Below are 16,607 nucleotides of genomic sequence, written 5' to 3'. Positions count from 1 at the left end.
TTCCTTGACATAGGCGATTTGCGGAACGGCCCGGACAATCTCCAGAATGGTGCCCGGCAGCAGGTCCGATCCGCGCGGCGCAGGGGCGTTTTGCAGCACGATCCGCGTATCCGGCAAAGAGGCGGTGATTTCCGCGAAAAAGGCGATCACTTCGCCTGCCCCCGCGCCGACGGATTTCGGCGGCTGGATCATCAGCCAGCGCAGCCCCAGATCGCGCGCCTCCCAGCCATGTGCGATCACCTCGGCTGCCGTTCCGGCGCTGGCCCCCGCCACAACCGGAAAAGCGTTGTCCACCGCGCGCACCACCTCGGCCAGAGCCGCGCGGCGCTCTTCCCCGGTCAGATGCTCGACCTCACTGGCAAATCCGGGAAACACCACGCCCCCGACCCGCGCATCCCGCGCAAATCCCACAAGCCCGGCCATGGCGGCAAAATCCACGCTTCCGGCGGCGGTGAACGGCGTCGGCAGAACAGGCAGGATCCCCGCAAGCGTGTCGGTCATTACAATTTGGTCTATATTATAAGACATGCTCTCACTAATTGAACCTACCGCGAGACATCCCACAAATCAAGCCCGGACCTGCCCGCAGGCGATACTGCCGCCCGCAGGCGACGCCGCCATCCGCAGGCGCGCGGATCGTCAGGGACCGCAGGGGAACCCAAAAGGAATCGGAAAATCGCCAATGCCCGACCGGCTCGCCAGGGCAGGGCAGATCATGGCGAGAAGGCCCCGCCCGGCAGCTCTGGCCACCATTCGGCGTATAGCTGATACTGCGCCAATTTGATCATCAAATTGGCGCAGTATCAGCGTAAAATCAATTGGTTACAGCCTGACAACACAATCAAAGGAAAGTCGTCAGCCATATTTGACAGAAAATTCGCCGCACGGGCAGAAAAGGACAAATTCCGCCTCGCGCCGCCCCGAACCGGCGGCAGGGCCGGGACGCGGGGGGTCCGGGGGGCAGCCGCCCCCCGGCTTTCTTACGGACTCAGCCGCGCATCGACCGGAACAGCGCCGCCAGATGCAGGGTCGAAGGGTCGTGGCCCGGCGCGGCCTGCCCCTGCAACAGCGGCTCGACCTTGAGGGCCAGCTCCTTGCCCAGTTCCACCCCCCACTGGTCGAAACTGTTGATGCCCAGAATGACCCCCTCCACGAACACGCGATGCTCGTACAGCGCCACGATCTGCCCCAGAGCGAAGGGCGTCAGTTGCGGGATCAGCAGCGTGGTCGAGGGGCGGTTGCCCGGAAACACCCGGTGACGGGCCTGCCGGTCCAGTTCTGCGCCCTCCAGTCCCTTCGCGGCCATCAGCGCGCGGGCCTCGGCCAGCGTACGCCCGTGCATCAGCGCCTCGGATTGCGCAAGGCAGTTGGCGGCCAGCAGGATATGGTGATGGGCCAGATCGTCCTCATGTCCCCGCGCGGCAAGAATGAACTCGCAGGGCACCGGCATCGTGCCCTGGTGGATCAACTGGTAAAAGGCGTGCTGGCCGTTGGTGCCCGGCTCGCCCCAGACCACCGGTCCCGACACGACCGGCAGATCGCCGCCATCCATCGCCACACGCTTGCCGTTCGATTCCATCTCAAGCTGTTGCAGATAGGCGGGCAGGCGCAGCAGGCGGTTGTCATAGGGCAGCACCGCGCGGGTCGGATAGCCGCAGATCTGATGGTGCCAGATGCCGACAAGCGCCAGCAGCACCGGCAGGTTTTCGGCAAGGGGTGCGGCACGGAAATGCGCGTCCATCGCCGCGCCGCCCGACAGAAATTCGTCGAACCGCTCTGGCCCCACGGCCAGCATCAGCGACAGCCCGATCGGTCCCCAGACCGAATAGCGCCCGCCTACCCAGTCCACGAAGCCGAAGACGCGGCTGGCGTCGATCCCGAAAGCCGCCGTCTTGTCGGCAGCCGAGGACAGGGCCGCGAATTGCGCCGCTGGCTCTGCCACCGCCTTTGCCATCCAGTCGCGCGCGGTTTTCGCGTTGGTCATCGTTTCGATGGTGGTGAATGTCTTGGACGCGACGATCACCAGCGTCGTTTCCGGGTTCAGCCCCTTCAGCGTGTCGGCAATGTCTGCGCCGTCCACATTGCTGACGAAATGCGCCTGCGGCCCGTCATGATACGGCGCAAGCGCCAGCACCGCCATGTAGGGCCCAAGATCCGATCCGCCGATGCCGATATTCACCACATCGGTGATCCGCCCGCCCTGCCCGGTGAACGCGCCCGAGCGCAGGTCGCGCGCAAATCCGGCCATGCGATCATGCGTCTCGCGCACGGCAGGCATCACGTCCTGACCATCGACCGTCACACTGCCGGACAGGTTGCGCAGCGCCGTGTGCAGGACGGCGCGCCCCTCGGTCTCGTTGATCTTCTCGCCGGTGAACATCGCCTCGCGCCAGTCGGCAACCCGCACATCCTGCGCCAGTTCCAGCAACAGGTCGCGCGCACCCGCGTCAATCATCGTCTTGGACCAGTCGAAGGCCATACCCCCGGCCGCCGTGCAGAAACCTTCGGCGCGAGTGGGATCGGTGTCGAACAGATCGGCGATGCGCCGGTCCCCCTGTGCCTTGCGATGGGCCTCAAGGCGGGTCCAGATGTCTGCCATGTCAGTCTTCCTCTATTCCGCCCAATGGACGGTGGCGTTGTCCAGAAAGGCGCGGATCGGCGCCTCGGTCGGGTCCATCTTGCGCGCCTTTTCCAGCGCCTCGCGTTTTTCCGGGCCCATGATCAGCACGTGAATATGGATCGCGCCGGCCAGGACCGGGCGCGTCAGGGTGATGCGCGGCTCTTCAGCGCCGCTGGCCCGGATCGGCATCAGCACCGGCGCGTTGGCGGCCATCGCCTCGGCCAGATGATCGGCACCAGGGAACAGGCTGGCAGTGTGCATGTCATTGCCCATGCCCAGCAGCGCCACCGTGACCGGCAAATGCGGGCGCAGTGTCGCCCCCAGCTTTTCGGTGGCGTCATCGGGCTGTGGCTGGCCGGTATAAAGGTCGATATAGCGCGCCGCCGCCGCCCGGTCATGCAGCAGATGCCGCCGCAGCAGCCGCGCGTTCGAACGCTTGTGTTCGCCATCGACCCAACGCTCGTCGCCCAGAAACACCGTCACCCGGCCCCAGTCCAGATCCGCGCCGCTGAGCGTGTCGAAAACCTGAATCGGCGAGGTACCGCCCGGAACGCACAGGCTGGCCGTCGGATTCGCCCGCAGATGCTGCCCCAGTTGCGAGGCGATACGGTCGGCCAGCGACAGCGCCATCATCTCGCGGTCGGGATATTCCCTGAATTCCATGCTCATGCCCTGATCTCCCTCCATCGTCGGTTGTCACGGTGCATCAGTCTCAACGCTTCTTCCGGCCCCGAGGATCCCGCGTCATATGGTTCGGGCGGATGTTTGGCATCTTCCCAGGACTGGATGATCGGGTCGGTCCAGGCCCAGGCCGCCTCGACCTCGTCTCCGCGCATGAACAGGGTCTGGTTGCCGCGGATCACATCCATGATCAGCCGCTCATAGGCATCGGGCATGTCGGCGCCCTCGGCCCCCAGGGCCTCGGCAAAGGACATGTCCAGCGGCACCTGAACCAGTCGCATGCCCCCCGGCCCCGGTTCCTTGATCATGACCTTGAGGTTCATCCCCTCGTTCGGTTGCAGCCGGATCACCAGCTCATTCGCCTTGGGCGCGCCGCTGTCGTCAAAGATCGAATGCGGAGGTTCCTTGAAGGTGATGGCGATCTCGCTGGTCCGGGCGCGCAGACGCTTGCCGGTGCGCAGATAGAAGGGCGTGCCCTGCCAGCGCCAGTTCGAGATGCGGACCTTCATCGCGACATAGCTGGGCGTGCGCGAATCGGGGTTTTCCACATCCTCGCGATAGCCGGGGCTTTTTTCTGTCGCCTGATACTGGCCGCGCACGATGTCACGCTGTTCGACCGGCTCTAACGCGCGGATTACCTTCAGTTTTTCGTCGCGCACCGCGTCGGGGTCAAAGTGATAGGGCGGCTCCATCGCGATCAGGCACAGAAGCTGCATCATGTGGTTCTGCACCATGTCGCGGATCGCGCCGGATTTGTCGTAATAACCGCCGCGCCCGCCGACGCCCACTGTCTCGGCAACGGTGATCTGGACGTGATCGACATATTGGGCGTTCCACAGCGGTTCGAACAGGATATTGGCGAAACGCACCGCCATCAGATTCTGGACGGTTTCCTTGCCCAGATAATGATCGATCCGGTAAATCTGTTGCTCCGCGAAATGCCGCGCCAGCGTGGCGTTCAGCGCGCGGGCGCTGGCCAGATCACGGCCAAAGGGCTTTTCCACCACGATCCGGCTGTCCTGATCGGCAATGCCATAGCTGGCCAGCCGTTCGGCTATGTCGCCAAACAGCGATGGCGCGACCGAGAAATAGAACGCATGCACCGCCCCCTTGCGCACGCGGTCCTTCAGCGCCTGCCAGCCGCCCTCGCCCTTGGCATCGATGGCGACATAGCTCAGCAATTGCAGGAAACCGGCCAAAGCGGGATCGTTCCGGTCCACGCCGCCGAACTCGGCGATCGCCGAAGCAATCTGATCGCGGAAGGCAGCATCGTCCTGATCGGTACGGGCGGCGCCGATGATTCGCGCCGTGTCGGTAATCTGCCCCGCGACAAAACGGCGATACAAGCCCGGCAGAATCTTGCGATGCGCCAGATCGCCCGTGGCACCGAAAATCACAAGATCGAAATCCTCGACCGGAATGACCCGAGAGACCATGCTGTCCTCCTTGACGTTGGAACCTGCCATAGCGTTTGTTAGCGTTAACAGCAATGCCATTCAACCTTTCATCGTGCGCGCCAGCCGGGGCAGCCTGCTGCGCTTCAGCATGGCGGCCAGCGTCATCTCGCCGCCCATCAGCGCGGCCTTGTCACGGGCGTTTTGCACGGCGGTCGCCACAGCCTCGGGGGCGCGGGCATGCAGATCCAGCAGAAACGCATCGGGATGGATGGCACGCAAACCCAACGGGGCCATGACATGCTGCGGAAAGTCGCGCAGATTGGCAGTCACGATCTGCGCCGCGCCACCCGCCAGCGCCGCCTCGATCACATGGCGGTCGGCGGGGTCGGGCAGGTGCAGGTCGATGGCGCGGGTACCGTCATCGGGGGCAAGCGCATCGGGAAAACGCGCCGTCAGCAGCGCGATTTCCGCGCCCGCCACCGCGTCCTGATCGGGGCCAAGCCGCGCGGCAGCGTGGCGCCATTCGGCCAGTATCCGCGCCGACCACAGCGGATCATACAGCCCCGCCGCCGCCACATCCGCCAGAATCTCGCGGAGGATGGTCGGAAACAGGACATTCGCGTCCAGAACGGCCCTCATCCGTCCAGCCGGAAGAACAACGCCTTCAGATAACCGGTTTCCGCCAGTTGCGGCAGGGTTGGATGGTCCGGGCCGGCCTGCCCGGTATGGATCAGCACCCCGCGCCGCCCGCCGCGCCCGATGCCGCGCGCGCTGACATTGCGGAACTGCGTCAGATCGGCGGCATGGCTGCAACTGCACAGCACCAGATAGCCCCCCGGCGCGACCAGTGGCGCGGCCAGCTTTGCCACCCGCTCATAGGCGCGCAAGCCAGCCTCAAGCGCGGGTTTCGAGGGCGCAAAGGCTGGCGGATCGCAGACCACCAGATCGAAGCGGCGGCCACCTTCGGCCATTTGCTCCATCGCCTTGAAGGCATCGGATTGCAGCGTTTCCAATTGGTCCGCCGCCCCCATCGCCGCAGCCCCGCCCGCCGCCAGTTCCAGCGCGGGGGCGCTGCCATCGACGCAGGTGGCATGATTTGCACCTGCCGCCAGCGCGGCCAGGCCAAAGCCGCCCACATGGCTGAACATGTCCAGCACCTGCGCACCCTTTGCCAGACGCTGCGCAAAGGCATGGTTCGGGCGCTGGTCATAGAACAGCCCGGTCTTTTGGCCGCCCGTCAGATCGGCCAGATAGACCGCACCATTCATGCTTACCGGCACCGGCGCGTCAGGGGCGGCCCCCAGCAGCACACCGCTGCGTTCCTCCAGCCCCTCAAGCCCGCGTGCGCGACCCTGCCCGTTCAGGATCACCGTCGAAACGCCGGTCACATCGGCCAGCGCGGCAGCAATGTCAGCCGCCATCGTATCAGCCCATGCGGCATTGGGCTGAATCACCGCCATGTCACCGAAACGGTCGATCACCAGACCGGGCAGCCCGTCTGCCTCGGCATGAACCAGCCGGTAGAACGGAGCGTCATACAACCTGTCGCGCATCATCCGCGCGCGGGTCAGGCGCGCCCGCAGCCAGTCGCCGTCAATCCGCGCCGCCGGGTCGGCATCCATCACCCGCCCGATGATCTTTGACACCGGGTTGACCGTGACCAGCGCAAGGGGCCGGCGTTCGGCATCCTCAAGCACCGCGAAACCACCCGGCGCCAGCCCGCGGGTTCGGCGGTCCAGCACGGCCTCATCCGCAAAGACCCAGGGAAAACCGTGTCGGATCGCCTGAGGCTTGGATTTCGGGCGCAGGCGGATGACGGGCAGATCGCTCATGGCAGGATTCCTTTCGGCGCGGATCTGGCACGACGCCCCGCCCGGCACAAGCTGCGCTATTCGGCGGGCGCTGCACGCGCCCGGTTCAGCCCCATTCTGCGGCTGATCCAGCCGAGTATGCGGCTTTGCGCGCCATGGATCACCGAAAACAGCGAGGGCACGAACAACAGCGACAGCAGCGTGGACAGCAGCAGCCCGCCGATGACCGCAATCGCCATCGGGGACCGGAACTCTCCGCCCTCGCCGGTGGCCAGCGCCGAAGGCACCATGCCTGCCGTCATCGCGATGGTGGTCATGACGATGGGGCGCGCGCGTTTATGCACCGCGTCCAGAATCGCCTCGCGCTTGGGCACGCCATCCGCCATCGCCGTCAGTGCAAATTCCACCAGCATGATCGAATTTTTGGTGACGATTCCCATCAACATCAGAAAGCCGATCACCACGGCCATGCTGATGGAATTGCCAGTCACGAAAAGCGCAAGGATCGCGCCGCCGATGGCAAGGGGCAGCGACAGCAGGATCGTGACGGGCGTGACGAAATTGTGAAACAGCAACACCAGAACGACATAGACCAGCATGACCCCCGCGCCCATGGCAGTGCCAAAGGCGCCGAACACCTCACCCATGATCTCGGCATCGCCGGCGGGCTGGATGCGTGTGTCGGGCGGCAGCTGGATCTTTTCCTGAAGGCCCGTCACCTTGGCGCTGACCGGCCCCAGCAGCGCGCCATCGGCCAGATTCGCGCTGACAGTGGTGCGGAACTGCCGGTCATAGCGGCTGATTTCGGTCGCCCCCGCCGACAGCGACAGATCGGCCACCGCGATCAGCGGGATCTGCCCCGCCGAACTGGGCAGGCGCAGGTTCTGCAAGGTCAGCAGATCATCGCGCGCGGCCTCGTTCAGGCGCACGACGATGGGAACCTGTTCGTCGCCTGCGTTGAATTTCGCCAGATTCGCCTCGGTGTCGCCAAGCGTCGCGATTCGCAGCGTGGTCGCCATGTCGCTGGCCGTCACCCCAAGCTGAGCGGCAAGGTCGGGCCGGGGGCGGATCTGGATCTCGGGGCGTTGCAGGCTGGCCGAGGATTCGACCCCCTCCAGTTCGGGCAGCCCCTTCATTGCCGCAACCAGCCGGTCGGCGGCCAGCGCCGCGCCATCCCCGGTCTGGCCCAGGACGCTGATGGTCAGGTCGTTCTGCCCCTCTTCGTTCTGAAAGCTGATGCGCATGTCTGGCACGCTGGCCAGCCTGTCCTTCAGTTCGGTCTCCAGCACGAATTGCGACCGCTCGCGTTTCTCTTTCTTGCCGTAATTGATCATCATCCGCGCATTGGTGACATCCGACCCGTCGCTATAGACAAAGACCGACTGCACCTCGGGCGTCTCGCCGATCATGGTGGTCAGGCGGCGGCCCGCATCTTCGGTCTCGGCGATGGTCGAGCCGGGCGGCAGTTCAAGCTTGATCTGGCTGCGCCCGATATCCGAGGCCGGGATGAACTCGGTCGGCAGCAGCGTCGCGGAATAGATCGAGCCTGCGAAAATCCCCAGACCGGCCAGCAAAGTCAGCCCGCGATGGCCCATCGTCCAGCGCAGAACCGCCATCAGCACGCGCATGACCAGCCCGTCGCGCCGGTCCGGAGCATGGGCCGCCCCCCGGATGAAATAGGCCGCCATCATCGGCGTGATGATCCGCGCCACCAGCAGCGAGAACAGCACCGAGACCGCGACCGTCAGGCCGAATTGCTTGAAATACTGGCCCGCGATGCCGCCCATGAAGCTGACCGGCGCAAAAACCGCAACGATCGAGAAGCTGATCGCGATGACCGTCAGGCCGATCTCGTTCGCGGCCTCTTCGCTGGCCTCATAGGGGGGCTGGCCCATGCCGATATGGCGGACGATATTCTCGATTTCGACAATTGCGTCATCGACAAGAATCCCCGTGACCAGCGTGATCCCCAACAGGCTGATGCCGTTCAGCGTAAAACCCAGCCATTGCATCACGAAAAAGGTCGGGATGATCGACAGCGGCAGCGCGACGGCGGCGATCAGCGTGGCGCGCCAGTTGCGCAGGAACAGGAACACCACGATCACCGCCAGCGCCGCGCCCTCGTACAGCGTTTCCATCGCGCTGTGATAGCTTGCAGAGGTGTGGGTCGTGCTGTCGTCGATCAGGCTGATACCGACATTCGGGTAACGCTGACGGATTTCCTGAAGTTTGGCCTTGGTGCCGTCGCCCGCGCCCAGATCGGATTCGCCGGTGGCGCGATAGACGCCAAAGGCCACGACGGGCTGACCGTCCTGCAAGGCAAAGCTGCGTTCCTCGCTGGCGCCGTCGATCACCTGCCCCAACTGATCCAGCCGGATCGTATGGCCATCCGCAATGGCGACGGGCATCGCGGCAAGCCTTGCGACGGTATCGGCGGACCCAAGGGTTCGGATCGAATATTCCGTCCCCGCCAGATCGCCGCGCCCGCCGCCCATGTCGATATTCATCGCCCGGACCTGCTGCGAGATATTGGTCACCGTCAGCCCATGCGCCAGCAGCCGGTCGGGATCCAGTTCCACCTTGATCTCGCGATCAGCGCCGCCGATTCGGGTCGTCTTGCCGATGCCTTTGACATTCGACAATTCGCGCCCGATCACATCATCGACGAATTTCGACAATTCCTCGACGCTTTGGGTGGGATCGCTGACCGCGTAGGTCAGGATCGGATAGCCGGTCACGTCCAACCGCTGCACGATGGGTTCGCTGATGCTTTCGGGTAGTTCAGCGCGCACATTCGAGACCGCGTCCTTGACGTCGTTCACCGCCCGGTCGCTGTCCGTTTCCAGTTCGAACTCGACCGTGATCGAGGCCATGCTGTCGGTCGCGGTCGAATGGATATGCCGCACCCCGGTGGCTGGGGCGATACTGTCCTCGACCGGCTGGATGACCTGGGTGATCAGCTCGGACGGCGCGGCACCGGGCTGGCCGATGCTGACCTGCACGATGGGCAGGTCGATATTCGGCATGGCAGTGACCGGCAGGCGCGTAAAGCTGAACAGCCCCACGACCAGCAGCACCATAAAGATGGCGATGGGTGGAACGGGATGGCGAATCGACCAGGTGGACAGGTTCATGGCACGGCTTTCCCCCCGGCCGGGGTCGGCTTCACGCGGTCGCCGTCGCGGAAGAACGCGCCCGCGCGGGCCACGACCTGCTCGCCCGGCTGCAACCCCTCCTGCACCTCGCGCCGGTCCTGCCACAGCAACCCGGCCCTGACGGGGCGCATCTCGATCACGCCGTCGCTGACGACCTGCACCCGATCACCCTGATCGTCCGACAGCACCGCCGTTGCAGGAATGGTGACGGCATCGCGCCGCGCGGTAACGATCCAGCCGCTTGCGAACAGCCCGCTTCGCAGGCCCGGCACCGGATCCAGCGAAATCCTTATCACCGCCAGCCGCGTGACCGGATCCACCGTCGCGGGCAGCAGTCGCACCTTGCCGGCGGTCACGCCTGCCCCGGCCACATTCAGATCCGCCGGATCACCGACCGTCAGGTTCTGAAGACCCGTCTCGATCACCTCGGCCGACAGTTCGATCACGCCATCCGCGATCAGCGTAAAAACCGGCCCCGAGCCCGTGCCTGACAGCGCCCCCAGTTCCACATTCCGCGCCGCGATCAGGCCCGCTGCCGGGGCCTTGATCTCGGTCCGGTCCAGATCCATCCGCGCGATCTTGCGGGCGGCATCCGCCTGCGCCAGCGCGGCGCGGGCAATGGCCAGCCCGTTCGCCGCCAGCAGCGATTGCGCCCGCGCCCCGGCCTCGGCGGCAACCGCCTGATCCAGCGCCGCCACGGTGGCATTGCCGCGTTCGCGCAGGCTGCGCGTCCGTTCCAGTTCCGAAACGGTCTGGCGCAGCGTGGCCTGAGCGCTGTCGATGGTGTTCTGCGCCTGACTGACCGTCGCCTCGACGCGTTGAAATTCGGCCTCGGCCTGTGCCAGTTGCGCCGAGAGGGTATCGGTCGCAAGCCGCGCCAGCACCTGCCCCTTTTCGACACTGTCCCCCGCCTCGACCAGAATCTCGGTCACTTCATAGCCCGAGACCTGCGAAAAGACCTGCACCTCGCGCCGCGCGACCAGCGTGCCCGACACGGGTACCCGCGCCTGAATCTCGGTCTGTCCGGCGGTGGCGACCGTCACCCATGGAATCACGCTGCTGACCACTGCCGCCTCGGCGGTGCTGTCCTGCGCACGGGCCTGACCGGCCACAAGGGCCGCCAGAAGGATGACAATCAGCAAACGCATCTCGACCGCCTGTGAATTGGGGCATTTGAATTGGGGCATTCTTCGTCGGCAACATAAGTTTGTTCCCGCCGCGCAACAATAACCCCACGGTTCAAGCCGGCGGGAGGCCGCGTATCAAAAGTTTACGCGGACATTTGGCAGATTCAGTTCCGCGAACAGATCGCGCAATTCCTGCCGTGCCGCAATATTCGACATGTTCAGGTTTTCGGTGCCAATATCCTTCAGGTCCAGCAGCGTCAGCCCGCGCGGGAACAGTTCGCGAAAGACCACCCGTTCCGAAAAGCCCGTCGTCACGCGAAAGCCGATGCGCTTTGACAGCACATGCAGCGCGCCGCCAACCTTGCGCTTGTTATGCATGGCCTGCGTGCCCAGGCGGTTGCGCAGCACGATCCAGTCGATCGGACCGGCCCCGGCCTGTGCCCGCATCTGCCGGGCGTTCCAGACCATCTCGGCATAGATCGACGGGCCCAGCACCTTGCCCTCGGGCGACATCTTCGCCAGCAGGTCGAAATCCACGAAACTGTCATTCATCGGGGTGATCAGCGTATCGGCCAGCGTATGCGCCATCTGGCTGAGCCGCGTATGCGAGCCGGGGCAGTCCAGCAGGATGAAATCGCATTCCGCCTCAAGCGCGCTCAGCGCCGGGGTCAGCGGATCGCTGCTGTCATCCATCCTGCCAATAACCGGCATGGGCAGATCCAGCCCCTTGCGTGTCGCAAAGGACACCCGGTTTTCCAGATAGCGGGCAAAGCTGCGCTGGCGCACATCCAGATCCAGCCCCCCGACCCGGTGGCCCATCCGGGCCAGCGCGGTTGCGACATGCATCGAGGTCGTCGATTTGCCCGAGCCACCCTTTTCATTGCCGACGACGATGATATGCGCCACGCTGTTCCTTCCTCTTCCAGCCGCCGCGGACCCTAGCCGCCATGCCCCGCGATGAAAAGCGCCAGCACGCGCGAAGGCCAGAAACTGAACCGGGCGTTGCGAAAACCACCCGGTCGCTCAGTCACGCAGCAGCAACAACAACGCAGCCACCGTCGCAGCAACCCCCGGCAGGATGATCGCGCCGGGCAGGCCCTGTCCGAACCCGGCCTCAAGCACGATCACCCACACCGGGGTGAGATAAGTATAGGCCATAACCTTCGCCGCAGGCAGCCGCATCGAGGCGTATTGGACCAGAACGAATGTCACCGAACTGGCGACCACAGCGACATAGAAGATCGTCACCCAGACGATAGAGGGCAGATGCAGCCAGTCGGTCGCCCGGATCGCCGGGGCAGCCCAGACCAGCAGCAGCGCCGCCCCCGCCAGCAGCGTGCCGAAGGTAAAGACCAGCGTATTTTCCCCCCGGTTAAGACGACGCACCATAGGAATGTATAATGCATGCGCCGCGCAACCTATAAGGTATATAGCCTCGCCGCGCCCGAATTGCAGCCGCGCCATTGCTGCCAAATCCCCGCGAAAGATCACCCACAGCGCGCCGACCGCGCCAATGGCCAGCGCAGCGGCCATCCGCGCCGTCATCACCTGTCGCATGATCAGCCAGCCGAATCCCGCCGCCATCAGCGGAGTCAGCGTGAATACCGCCGCCGCGCTGACCGGGGCCGCTGTTTTCAGCCCCTCAAACATCAGCACGAAATAGCAGGCGAACACCCCGCCCAGCAGCACATAGCGCCAGGGTGCGCGCCAGACCTGCCGCGACGGCACCCCCGGCCCGGCCAGAACCGCCGCACCTATCACCGCCCCCGCGATGACAAAGCGCACCGCGTTCAGCGCCGCCGGGTCGATCAGGTTGGCCGCCCGCGCCCCCAGGGAAAATGACCCCGCGACCAGCCCCGAGAACAGCAGCATCGCCGCATGCCCGCGCAGCGCCTCGGTCCGGGGCACGGCGACACTGCGCGCGCGCCTGATCACATTGCTGTCGGTCATCTGGCCCCCTGAACCTCTTACACGCCGGATCGTGGCGGGATATACCTATCGCATGGGCAAGCCCGGATCGGCCAGACCCGGCATGACAGGAGGCAGCCAAACGACCTTGTACCGTACCGCGTTCCGGTTGTTCGGCCTTGCGCGAATTTCCGCTTGTACTTGTTTCGAGAGATGACCACAGCTGACAGGAAAGGCAAAATACCCGCGTATTTCCCACCCGTCCCAAGGGATAGATCCCAAAAGGACCAAAATTGTGTTAAAACTGTGATTTGCCGTCGCTTACAGGCGAAAAGGGAGTGGTCGGTGCTAAAATATACTCGGTACTATAATACAGTCAGCACCGACCTACCCTTCGCGCTCGCGGCACTGTGCGGTGCGACGCTAGCTTCACGAACACTTACTGATGTATAAGCTCGAACAAATATGAGCCAAGCAAAGAGTCACGAAATTCATATCCTGCTCACGAATGGCAGGGTCGTGCAGTTCACGATGCGTGAGTTGCGGGCCCTCATATACGGTCGCCGCGTCATCTTACTGATGATGTTCTTTTTGATGGTCATCGCGGCCAGCAACCCGACGCTGTTCCCGACCATGCCAATCTTCAGTTCACGGGCCTTTTATTGGGGCACGTCGATGGTGCTGTACCTGATTTTCCTACCACCCTGGACAAGGGTTGTCAGTACCGTTTGGTCTAGATTTACATCAGCTCCGCTACCGCTGTTCCTCGGCTCGATGCCGCTGGTCAGCGCGTTGACGGCGCTGTCGGCCTCGATGCCGCTGTTTCTGGGCGACCTTGCGCCGCAACGCGGTCATGCGATCAACGTGATGTCCTTTGTGACGAACTGTGCCATCGCCCATATGATCGAAATGATGGCCCTGTCCTGGCTGCTGCCCTTCACCAAAACCGAGACACGCGACCCCGATAGCGACTTTTCCGCTGAAACCGGGGAAGAAACGGACGAGGATTCCAAGGCGCGCTTCGTCGTGCTGGCCGGGCGATCAATCCCGGTCGAGGCAATTCTGCATGTCCGCAGCGCCGAACATTATCTGATCGTGACGACCCCCCATCACACCACAGAGTTGCGCGCCCGGATGAAGGATTTTCTGGAACAGGTGACAGAGGGTGACGGCATCCAGACCCATCGCGGTTACTGGGTCGCCACGGACGAGGCCATTGACCTGTCAGGCGGCGCGATCCGCACGCGTTCGGGCGAACAGATCCCGGTCTCGCGCGGGCGCATGTCCGAGGTTCGCGACTGGTGCCTGCAACACGCAAAGCCGCACTAGCGGGGGGATCAGGCGCTTCGCAGCACCTCCAGCGCGGCCCTGACCTTGGGTGTCCGATGCAGGTCAACATGGGTGATCAGCCATAGCTGAGATTCCCATTCAGGCAGCGCCATCACTTCGGCCAGCCCCTTGCCGCGCTCGGGTGACAGGAACCCGATGGCCCGCCCCGAGCGGATCACGGCCTCGCGCGCGACCGAATCATTACTGACCATGACCACATGCACATCGGGCAGATGTCTGGTCAGCCAGCGCATCGCCGGCGCGGCACCTACCTCGGGACCGGGCAGGACAAAGCGGTGTCCAGCCAACCCTTCGCTGAAACCGGGCGTATAGTTTGGTGCGGCATACAGATTCTGCCGGGTCGTACCCAGAGACCGAACGACGTAATCCGGTTCGGTCGGCCGGGGACCCGCGCGGACCGCGATATGCGCTTCGCCGGTTTCCAGCCGGAACAGCCGTGTATCGGTGACATAGCGCAGCCGCAGCCCCGGATGGCGACCCAGCAGGTCATTGACGCGCGGCATCAGGAAATCGGCCAGTTCGGGCAATGAGGTGATGGTCAGCTCGCCCTCGACCCGGTCGCCCGCACCAGAGATTCGCGCGGCCATCTGGGCAAAACGCTCATCCGCGTCTCCGGCGGTCTGCAACAGCGCCCGCCCCGCCTCGGTCAAGGCATAGCCGCGCGAATGGCGCAGGAACAGCCGGGTGCCAAGCTGCTGTTCCAGCGAATCGACACGGCGGATCACCGTCGCGTGATGTACCCCAAGCGCCGCCGCAGCCCCGCTGACCGTCCCGGTCCGCGCCACAGCCAGCGCAATGCGAATATCGTCCCAGCTTTGCAGCTTCATGTGCATCACCGCACAGTTATTGCGCGAATATGGCAGTTTTGTTCGCCGCTGCAATGGCTACATCTGCCTGCACAGAACAAACCAAAGCAAACCCAAGGACAGGCTGACATGAACATCCTCCACCTGGACAGCGCGATCACCGGCGAAGCTTCGGTGTCTCGCAAGCTGACCGCAGACATCGTGGCCCGGCTGACGGCCGCACATCCAGACGCAAAAGTTCTCTATCGTGATCTGAACCATGGAGTTCCGTCAATCGACACCGCCTGGTTTCAGGCCGTCAGGCTGGCCCCCGAAAACCCGACCCCGTCCCAGCAGCGTCTGATCGACGTGTCCGACGCATATCTGGCCGAGGTGCAAGAGGCTGACACGCTGGTGATCGGCATGCCGATCTATAACTTCAACCTGACCGCGCAACTGAAGAACTGGCTGGACCAGATCGCCCGCGCAGGCATAAGTTTTCGCTATACCGAAAACGGCCCCGAGGGCCTGCTGAAGGGCAAGCGCGCGATCATCGCCTACAGCGCGGCGGGCACGCCGCTGGGATCCGAGATCGACCACGCCTCGGGCTATATCCGCTTTATGCTGGGCTTCCTTGGCATCACCGATGTCGAATTCGTCGCCGCCGACCGGCTGGCCGTGGACCGCGAGGCCGGTCTGGCCCGCGCGCAACAGGCGCTGGACAAACTGGCCGCCTGATCATACGGGTTTCTGCTTATCCGGCGCCGCGACCGACATTCCGGTTGCGACGCCGACCCTGCTGTGCCACCACATGAAACGCGGCAACTCTGCCCGCGTGTTTTTGTGATGGCAAGTAATATGTTCAGATTGCTTTCTCTCGTTTTTGCCCTTGCTCTGACAAGTGCCCCGCTGCCACTGATCGTTCCTTCCGCCGAGGCGCAGACCGTGCTTGGCAAGAAAGTTGCGCCGCCGCAGAACAGGGACGAATGGATGCAGCAACTGCATGACGCCGTGATAAAAAACATCGGCGCCGCGAATTCGGCACTTGCCGTCCATCAGCCTGCGGAGGGTACGACAATCTCGCTTCGGATCTCCGTACTGCGCGATGGCACGGTTCAAAGTACAGCGATCAGCAAATCGTCCGGCAGCGCCAGCCTTGACAAGGCGGTGCTGAACGCCGCCGCGCGAACCCGGAAAGTGGCCCCCTTCCCCCCCGACATGACCGAGGAAGGGGTGCAGGTGGACCTGACGCTGGTCAACCGCTACAAGGGTTGACCGGCCGGGTTCCGCTGTCTGCGTTGACTCGGGCGGCGTTTGCGCCTATCTGAACCCGGAACTCCCGGAAGGACGATCCTTCCGGTCCCCGCATGGCGCGGGGATCGCCCTCCGTCAGCGCGTTGCGCCCACGGGGGCAAAACCGTTTTGGACCGCAGGAGGCCCGCGATGTTCGAGAACCTGTCCGACCGGCTTGGCGGCGTCTTCGACCGGCTGACCAAGCAGGGCGCACTGTCCGAGGATGACGTCACCGCCGCCATGCGCGAGGTGCGCGTCGCCCTGCTGGAGGCCGATGTCTCGCTGCCCGTTGCGCGCAGTTTCGTGAAATCCGTCACCTCCAAGGCCACCGGCGCGGCGGTCACGAAATCGGTGACGCCCGGCCAGCAGGTCGTCAAGATCGTCCATGACGAGCTGATCAAGGTGCTTCAGGGCGACGAAGAACCCGAGGCGCTGCGCATTGACAACCCGCCCGCGCCGATCCTGATGGTGGGTTTGCAG

General features: G+C 64.2%; 15 protein-coding genes. 4 read left to right on the top strand and 11 right to left on the bottom strand.

The genetic code is table 11. The features are described from left to right. From ACK5L9_RS18565 to ACK5L9_RS18520, 10 genes are all read right to left on the bottom strand, one after another. A partial coding sequence (locus ACK5L9_RS18565; RefSeq protein ID WP_416912941.1) for a dihydrodipicolinate synthase family protein occupies positions 1 to 501 on the bottom strand: 501 nt, incomplete at its 3' end. Positions 502 to 988: 487 nt separating this feature from the next. After that, positions 989 to 2,599 (bottom strand): glucose-6-phosphate isomerase, encoded by a 1,611-nt coding sequence (pgi, locus tag ACK5L9_RS18560; protein ID WP_416912940.1) that lies wholly within the window; start codon positions 2,597 to 2,599, stop codon positions 989 to 991. A 12-nt stretch (positions 2,600 to 2,611) separates the two neighbouring features. Continuing rightward, entirely contained in the window at positions 2,612 to 3,283 is a 672-nt protein-coding gene (pgl, locus tag ACK5L9_RS18555) for a 6-phosphogluconolactonase (protein ID WP_416912943.1), read from the bottom strand. Positions 3,284 to 3,285: 2 nt separating this feature from the next. Beyond that, positions 3,286 to 4,737 (bottom strand): glucose-6-phosphate dehydrogenase, encoded by a 1,452-nt coding sequence (gene zwf / locus ACK5L9_RS18550; RefSeq protein WP_416912939.1) that lies wholly within the window; start codon positions 4,735 to 4,737, stop codon positions 3,286 to 3,288. Between the two features lie 60 nt (positions 4,738 to 4,797). Further along, a complete protein-coding gene (locus tag ACK5L9_RS18545; protein ID WP_416912938.1) occupies positions 4,798 to 5,337 on the bottom strand; it encodes an RSP_2648 family PIN domain-containing protein in 540 nt (179 codons plus the stop codon). Beyond that, positions 5,334 to 6,530: an RSP_2647 family RNA methyltransferase gene (locus ACK5L9_RS18540; protein ID WP_416912937.1), complete on the bottom strand. Its 1,197-nt coding sequence runs from the start codon at positions 6,528 to 6,530 to the stop codon at positions 5,334 to 5,336. Before ACK5L9_RS18540 ends, ACK5L9_RS18545 begins: the two co-directional genes overlap by 4 nt. A gap of 56 nt (positions 6,531 to 6,586) precedes the next feature. Continuing rightward, on the bottom strand, positions 6,587 to 9,643 hold the full coding sequence (locus ACK5L9_RS18535) for an efflux RND transporter permease subunit (protein WP_416912936.1): 3,057 nt from the start codon (positions 9,641 to 9,643) through the stop codon (positions 6,587 to 6,589). Continuing rightward, a complete protein-coding gene (locus tag ACK5L9_RS18530; RefSeq protein WP_416912935.1) occupies positions 9,640 to 10,812 on the bottom strand; it encodes an efflux RND transporter periplasmic adaptor subunit in 1,173 nt (390 codons plus the stop codon). The genes ACK5L9_RS18535 and ACK5L9_RS18530 overlap by 4 nt, the downstream gene beginning before the upstream one ends. 114 nt (positions 10,813 to 10,926) lie before the next feature. Continuing rightward, positions 10,927 to 11,697 carry a division plane positioning ATPase MipZ gene (locus ACK5L9_RS18525; protein WP_416912934.1) on the bottom strand — a complete coding sequence of 257 codons (771 nt, stop codon included), beginning with the start codon at positions 11,695 to 11,697 and terminating at the stop codon, positions 10,927 to 10,929. A 117-nt stretch (positions 11,698 to 11,814) separates the two neighbouring features. Further along, a complete protein-coding gene (locus tag ACK5L9_RS18520; RefSeq protein WP_416912942.1) occupies positions 11,815 to 12,663 on the bottom strand; it encodes a DMT family transporter in 849 nt (282 codons plus the stop codon). A 615-nt stretch (positions 12,664 to 13,278) separates the two neighbouring features. Here ACK5L9_RS18520 and ACK5L9_RS18515 point away from each other — a divergent pair. Continuing rightward, positions 13,279 to 14,028: a LytTR family DNA-binding domain-containing protein gene (locus ACK5L9_RS18515; RefSeq protein ID WP_416912933.1), complete on the top strand. Its 750-nt coding sequence runs from the start codon at positions 13,279 to 13,281 to the stop codon at positions 14,026 to 14,028. Positions 14,029 to 14,036: 8 nt separating this feature from the next. Here the strand turns inward: ACK5L9_RS18515 and ACK5L9_RS18510 are convergent, their stop codons facing one another. Further along, positions 14,037 to 14,876: a LysR family transcriptional regulator gene (locus tag ACK5L9_RS18510; protein WP_416912932.1), complete on the bottom strand. Its 840-nt coding sequence runs from the start codon at positions 14,874 to 14,876 to the stop codon at positions 14,037 to 14,039. 108 nt (positions 14,877 to 14,984) lie between these two features. Here ACK5L9_RS18510 and ACK5L9_RS18505 point away from each other — a divergent pair, with 108 nt between their 5' ends. The 3 genes from ACK5L9_RS18505 to ACK5L9_RS18495 form a co-directional block, all read left to right on the top strand. After that, positions 14,985 to 15,572, top strand: a complete 588-nt coding sequence (locus tag ACK5L9_RS18505; protein ID WP_416912931.1) for an FMN-dependent NADH-azoreductase — start codon at positions 14,985 to 14,987, stop codon at positions 15,570 to 15,572. 120 nt (positions 15,573 to 15,692) lie between these two features. Next, positions 15,693 to 16,109: a TonB family protein gene (locus tag ACK5L9_RS18500; RefSeq protein WP_416912930.1), complete on the top strand. Its 417-nt coding sequence runs from the start codon at positions 15,693 to 15,695 to the stop codon at positions 16,107 to 16,109. Positions 16,110 to 16,277: 168 nt separating this feature from the next. Then, positions 16,278 to 16,607: signal recognition particle receptor subunit alpha (locus ACK5L9_RS18495; protein ID WP_416912929.1), on the top strand; the 330-nt coding region annotated here is incomplete at its 3' end.

Source organism: Paracoccus sp. (in: a-proteobacteria) (genome assembly GCF_047973135.1).
GTDB lineage: Bacteria > Pseudomonadota > Alphaproteobacteria > Rhodobacterales > Rhodobacteraceae > Paracoccus.
Note: the sequence above shows the minus strand (reverse complement) of the source record. Positions and strands in the feature narration are given on the sequence as shown.

Coding starts and splice junctions, on each gene's coding strand:
- pgi (WP_416912940.1), bottom strand. CDS start 2,599: ATGGCAGACATCTGGACCCGCCTTGAGGCCCATCGCAAGGCACAGGGG.
- pgl (WP_416912943.1), bottom strand. CDS start 3,283: ATGGAATTCAGGGAATATCCCGACCGCGAGATGATGGCGCTGTCGCTG.
- zwf (WP_416912939.1), bottom strand. CDS start 4,737: ATGGTCTCTCGGGTCATTCCGGTCGAGGATTTCGATCTTGTGATTTTC.
- ACK5L9_RS18545 (WP_416912938.1), bottom strand. CDS start 5,337: ATGAGGGCCGTTCTGGACGCGAATGTCCTGTTTCCGACCATCCTCCGC.
- ACK5L9_RS18540 (WP_416912937.1), bottom strand. CDS start 6,530: ATGAGCGATCTGCCCGTCATCCGCCTGCGCCCGAAATCCAAGCCTCAG.
- ACK5L9_RS18535 (WP_416912936.1), bottom strand. CDS start 9,643: ATGAACCTGTCCACCTGGTCGATTCGCCATCCCGTTCCACCCATCGCC.
- ACK5L9_RS18530 (WP_416912935.1), bottom strand. CDS start 10,812: ATGCGTTTGCTGATTGTCATCCTTCTGGCGGCCCTTGTGGCCGGTCAG.
- ACK5L9_RS18520 (WP_416912942.1), bottom strand. CDS start 12,663: ATGCTGCTGTTCTCGGGGCTGGTCGCGGGGTCATTTTCCCTGGGGGCG.
- ACK5L9_RS18515 (WP_416912933.1), top strand. CDS start 13,279: ATGATGTTCTTTTTGATGGTCATCGCGGCCAGCAACCCGACGCTGTTC.
- ACK5L9_RS18510 (WP_416912932.1), bottom strand. CDS start 14,876: ATGAAGCTGCAAAGCTGGGACGATATTCGCATTGCGCTGGCTGTGGCG.
- ACK5L9_RS18505 (WP_416912931.1), top strand. CDS start 14,985: ATGAACATCCTCCACCTGGACAGCGCGATCACCGGCGAAGCTTCGGTG.
- ACK5L9_RS18500 (WP_416912930.1), top strand. CDS start 15,693: ATGTTCAGATTGCTTTCTCTCGTTTTTGCCCTTGCTCTGACAAGTGCC.